This is a genomic window from Clostridium sp. (genome assembly GCF_051654825.1).
Lineage (GTDB): Bacteria > Bacillota > Clostridia > Clostridiales > Clostridiaceae > Clostridium.
Genome location: NZ_JBOFYU010000272.1, coordinates 1 through 5,019, shown reverse-complemented (window position 1 = coordinate 5,019; position 5,019 = coordinate 1). Strand labels below are relative to the sequence as shown.

General features: G+C 27.5%; 6 protein-coding genes, 1 pseudogene and 1 other annotated feature. Of the genes and pseudogenes, 6 read left to right on the top strand and 1 reads right to left on the bottom strand.

Annotated features, from left to right (window positions below):
- The 4 genes and pseudogenes from ACRDBA_RS16595 to ACRDBA_RS16580 all read left to right on the top strand — a co-directional run.
- A pseudogene (locus tag ACRDBA_RS16595) lies at positions 1-282 on the top strand (MATE family efflux transporter); the annotation flags it as partial.
- Positions 283-533: 251 nt separating this feature from the next.
- On the top strand, positions 534-722 hold the full coding sequence (locus tag ACRDBA_RS16590; protein ID WP_438574045.1) for a DUF4250 domain-containing protein: 189 nt from the start codon (positions 534-536) through the stop codon (positions 720-722).
- 46 nt (positions 723-768) lie between these two features.
- Positions 769-930 carry a hypothetical protein gene (locus ACRDBA_RS16585; protein WP_438574044.1) on the top strand — a complete coding sequence of 54 codons (162 nt, stop codon included), beginning with the start codon at positions 769-771 and terminating at the stop codon, positions 928-930.
- A gap of 88 nt (positions 931-1,018) precedes the next feature.
- Positions 1,019-1,255: a binding site (T-box leader), on the top strand.
- A gap of 119 nt (positions 1,256-1,374) precedes the next feature.
- Entirely contained in the window at positions 1,375-1,905 is a 531-nt protein-coding gene (locus ACRDBA_RS16580) for a tryptophan transporter (RefSeq protein ID WP_438574043.1), read from the top strand.
- 52 nt (positions 1,906-1,957) lie between these two features.
- Here the strand turns inward: ACRDBA_RS16580 and ACRDBA_RS16575 are convergent, their stop codons facing one another.
- Positions 1,958-2,719, bottom strand: coding sequence for a polysaccharide deacetylase family protein (locus ACRDBA_RS16575; RefSeq protein ID WP_438574042.1), 762 nt, complete (start codon positions 2,717-2,719; stop codon positions 1,958-1,960).
- Between the two features lie 377 nt (positions 2,720-3,096).
- On the opposite strand from ACRDBA_RS16575, the gene ACRDBA_RS16570 reads away from it, so the two are divergent.
- Both ACRDBA_RS16570 and ACRDBA_RS16565 read left to right on the top strand, forming a co-directional pair.
- Entirely contained in the window at positions 3,097-4,395 is a 1,299-nt protein-coding gene (locus tag ACRDBA_RS16570; protein ID WP_438574041.1) for a uracil-xanthine permease family protein, read from the top strand.
- A 253-nt stretch (positions 4,396-4,648) separates the two neighbouring features.
- Positions 4,649-5,019 (top strand): hypothetical protein (locus ACRDBA_RS16565; protein ID WP_438574040.1); only part of this gene is annotated, 371 nt, incomplete at its 3' end.

The window sequence follows — 5,019 nt, the reverse complement described above, 5'->3', positions numbered from 1 at the left end:
AGAGGAAATGAAGAACTAATAAGTATTACTAAAATAGGGATATTAATTTATTACACATCATTTATGCCTATGGGATTAAATGTAGTAAATATAGCTTATTTACAATCTATTGAAAAAGCAAAGTATTCAAGTAGTTTGTCTATATTAAGAGGAATAATATTATCCATAACTTTAGTATTAATATTATCAAATATATTTGGAATAATAGGAGTTTGGCTAGCTATACCATTATCAGAACTAATAACATTAATTATTGCTTTTATATTTATAAATAAGGTTTAGATATAATAACTTAATAGTATGCTTATAATTAAAAGAAGTGATTGTAATAGATAAAAACTAATCTAATATAATCACTTTTTTTATAGCAAAATTATTAATAAAGTTATAAGAAATATAGATAGTACTTTTTTTATGAATATAAATATGGTATATTTTTCATAAGAAATATGTATAAAAATTAGAAGAATAATTAAGAATCTAAAAGAGAAGAATATAAAACTAGAGAATGTACAATGAGGAGGGGCTATAAAATGGATAGAGAATCAATGTTATCTATGGATCCCAATATATTAGTTAGTATGGTCAATATGAAGCTAAGAGATTTTTATTCTAGCTTAGAAGCTTTTTGTGAAGATACAGGGATATTAGAAGAGGAATTAAAGAAAAAGCTTTTAGATGCTGGATATGAATATATAAATGAGCAAAAACAATTTAGATAATTACGATAATACAAAATATAAATTATTTTAAAATGGAGGTATTCAAATGAAAGCAAGAAAATTAGGGAAAATAGCTGTATTAGTGGCAGCATCAGCAGCCTTAGTTACAACAATATTAAATGATAAGAAGACAAAGTCTTCAAGTATTACACTTGGAAACAATGAAGAAAAACAAGATGAAATAAATGTAGAAGAAAATGAACAATAAAAGATGTCGTAAGACATCTTTTTTATAAATTAATTTATGTATTGACAATATGGAAAAAAATACATATAATTATATTAACAAATTAATCTTTAGTCCTTTGATGAGGAAGAGTAACTGTTATGCAAGGTTTAAGAGAGCCGAAGGTGGTGTGATTTCGGTACTATAGCAAATAGTGAATGGGCCTCTGAGGTGTGATACGAAATCATGAGATAGTAGTTGATCCGTATGTCCCACGATATAGGGAATAGAGTATGTTAGTACTTGATTTGAGAGGCTTTTTTAAAGCAATTTAGGTGGCAACGCGGATAATATATCCGTCCTATACGTTAGTATAGGACGGATTTTTTTTATTTAAAAATATGGCTAAGGAGTTGATAGAAATGGTTTGAAGTGAGTGGTGTTTTAAGACGTAAATATAAAAAGTATTTTTAGGAGGATTATGAAATGAACAGAAATTTAAAAACTAGAAAAATGATAATGAATTCAATATTAATAGCCTTAGGAGCTTTATTACACCAAATTACTCCAGCTTTAGGACTACCTATGCAGCCAGATTTTGCATTAGCAATTTTATTTGTAATTATATTAGTAAATGATGATTATAAAACTACATTACTATCAAGTATAGTAATAGGAGTATTAACAGCTCTAACTACAAAATTTCCAGGTGGACAACTGCCTAATATTATAGATAAGGTTATAACAGCTAATATAATGTATTTAATGATATTACCATTAAGAAATAGAGTAAGTAATAATTTTAAAATGTTATCAATGCTTATAGTAGGAACAGTAATAAGTGGTCTTATTTTCTTAACATCAGCTCAAGTTATAGTTGGATTGCCAAGTGCGTTTATGAGTTTAGTAAAAGTAGTAGTAATTCCAACAACTATAATGAATGCATTTTTAGGAATGATATTATATAAATCTGTATCTACAGCTTTTAAGATAACTGGGATACAAGTTAATGTTTAAAAAAATAAAAATACTCTCTAAAATAAATTAGAGAGTATTTTTATTTTTAATATTAGTTTTTAATAATTTTATATACTTCAGGTGTTTCATTAGTAATTGCTTTAAATGTATAACCCTTATTTTTATAATGCTTAATTATACCTGGAAGGGCTGATGCAGTTGACTTATTTATATAAGAGCAATGCATTAATACAATAACTGTTTCACAATCCTTATGCTTACAAGCCTTTGTAACTATTTGCCCAGGATCAGAATAAGGATTAGCACCATCTCCACTATCTGTAGTCCAATCATATATTTTTAGATTGTTTTGATGTAATAGATCTACTAGAGATTGAGTTAAATGATAAGTACTATTATTACAACCAAATGGGAATCTTAAAATAGTATAATTTTCACCTGTAACATCATAAATAGTTTTTTGGTCTTCAAGCATTTCTTTTAAAAATCCTTCATTTCCTGAATAAAGCTTTCCACGATTATGTGAAAAACTGTGAAGTCCAATGCTATGACCTTCATCTTTCATTCTTAAAATTAAATCCTCTTGACCTTTAATTTGCTCACCAATAACAAAGAAGGTAGCAGGTACATTTTCTTTTTTTAAAGTATCTAAAACACTTGTAGTAGTTTTGCCACCTGGGCCATCATCAAAGGTAAGATAAACCACCTTTTCTTTAGAGTTTTCAGTAGTTTCGTCATTTACTTCTTTTTCAGGAGTTTCACATGCTTTGGGAACTAGAGAAAAAGAAATAAATAATATCAAAGCTAAAGAAAAAGCTAGTAAACTAGAAAAGAAATTTTTTCTATTCAACATAAAGACCTCCTTCTTAAAAGCAATATGTATTTAGTGTTCCATCTTTTTTAAATAATAAAAGTATTATTATTTGGAAAAAAACTTGCGATTTATTTATTAAGCTGATATAATGTAGCAAAACAATATGAAATTCTTTAAATTGGTCCAGAGAGGCTAAGAAGAAGTTAAATGATAAGATGTAGTGTTTTCTATATCTAATTTAAATGAAAGTTAAGCTTCTTATGCCCTAAGGATAAGAAGTTTTTTATTTTGCAAATTTATATTTAATAATTTACAAAAGATAAGTTAAAATATAAACCTTTTTAAATTAGTCCAGAGAGGCTGAAAAAGGGAGAAAGTAATATTTCTCCTTACTAAAAATAAGGAGGTCATTTTAGATGGCACAATATGTAGAAACAAAAAATAAAGAACAATCAGAAGTTGTAAAAAAGGGGATACTTAAAGGAATATTAGGAATTCAACATTTAATAGCAATGTTTGGAGCAACTGTATTAGTTCCTATGATAACTGGATTAGATATTTCAGTTGCATTATTTTCAGCAGGGGTAGGGACTTTAATTTTCCATTTATGTACTAAAGGTAAGGTACCAGTATTCTTAGGTTCATCATTTGCATTTATACCAGTAATAGGAGCAGTATCAGCTCAATATGGAGATTTAAGATATGCTCAAGGTGGAATATTTGTAGCAGGACTTATTTATGTGGCAATTTCATTCTTAATAAAAAAAATAGGTGTTGAAAAAATAAGAAAAATACTTCCAGCACAAGTTGTAGGTCCAATGATAATGGTTATAGGTTTAAATTTAATTCCAACAGCATTAGATATGGCTGGAGTTAATGCAGTAATAGCAGGTGAAGCAGGAGCAACTACTAGTTTATTTATAGCAATAATAACTTTAACATTAGCTTTAGGAATAAAGTTTTTTGCTAAAGGATTTTTATCACAGGTAGCAATTATAATAGCAGTAGCAATTGGATATATAATTAGTTTATTCTTAGGACAAGTTGATGTGGCATCAATACAAAGTGCAAGTTTAGTAGCAATACCAAACTTTACTCTTCCAAAGTTTGACTTTGGGGCAATAATGATAGTTGTACCAGTTATATTAGCAGTATTTATGGAACATATAGGAGATATAACAACTAATGGACAAGTTGTAGGTAAGAACTTCATAGAAGAGCCAGGATTAAATAGAACTCTTTTAGGTGATGGATTAGCTACATTAGTAGCATCATTAATAGGTGGACCAGCTAACACTACTTATGGAGAAAATACAGGAGTTTTAGCTATAACTAAAAATTATGATCCATCAATATTAAGACTTACAGCCATATTTGCAATAGTATTAAGCTTTGTTGATAAGTTTGGGGCAGCAATAAGAACTATTCCTTCTTCAGTAATGGGAGGAATAAGCATAATGTTATTCTCAATGATTGCATTTGTTGGATTACAAACTGTAAGAAATGAAAAAGTTGAAGCAAATATTAAAAATATAATTCTTATGGTTGTGATATTATTTATAGGTTTATCAGGTATATTCTTAAATGAACCAATAGGAATTAAAATAACTGAAACTGTAAATATATCAGGATTAAGTTTAGCTGCGTTAGTAGGAGTAGTTTTAAACATTATATTAACAAAGGTTTTTAAGTCATCAGATAAAAAAACAGCATAGTAAGAAATAACTTTAAATAAAATCTATAGTAGGTAAAAGCTCTTAATAGAGCGTTTAGCTACTATAGATTTTTTGTTTGCAAGAAAAATATATTATGTTACTAAAAAGTAGAATTAAGTATGTTGAGATAAAGAATACTAAAAGTACTTTTATATAAATCAATAGAAAACTGTATAAATTTGAGGAAAGATTATTATCACACAATGGTAGGTAAAATCATATTATGTAACTATATTGTAATTAGGAGGGGAGTATGAAGATAATAATAGATGATCAATACTATACAGATGAAAGTGGGGAAATTTATTATAGTGATAACAAGAGTAGGGAAGAACAGCTTAATTCTCAATATTACAATGAAGATGGTAATATAAGTTTTTATGAAGAGAAAGAAGAAATATCTCAAAATGTTAGTTTAGATAATTGTGATGAATCAGTAGATAATAATTTTAGCGATACTGATAAATTTAGTACTTATGAACCTACTAACAATGAAAGTTTTAAGGTTGTTATTGAAGATGAAGAGATAATAGAGGAAGAGCCGGTTTTAAGAAAGAGTAAAAGAAAACATAAGGATTATGATAATTACAATTCAAAGGGATGTATTACAGTTATTTGTAAGTT

Bases quoted from the DNA above. Each gene is read 5' to 3' on its own strand.
- ACRDBA_RS16585 (WP_438574044.1), top strand. From the start codon at position 769: ATGAAAGCAAGAAAATTAGGGAAAATAGCTGTATTAGTGGCAGCATCA.
- ACRDBA_RS16590 (WP_438574045.1), top strand. From the start codon at position 534: ATGGATAGAGAATCAATGTTATCTATGGATCCCAATATATTAGTTAGT.
- ACRDBA_RS16575 (WP_438574042.1), bottom strand. From the start codon at position 2,719: ATGTTGAATAGAAAAAATTTCTTTTCTAGTTTACTAGCTTTTTCTTTA.
- ACRDBA_RS16580 (WP_438574043.1), top strand. From the start codon at position 1,375: ATGAACAGAAATTTAAAAACTAGAAAAATGATAATGAATTCAATATTA.
- ACRDBA_RS16570 (WP_438574041.1), top strand. From the start codon at position 3,097: ATGGCACAATATGTAGAAACAAAAAATAAAGAACAATCAGAAGTTGTA.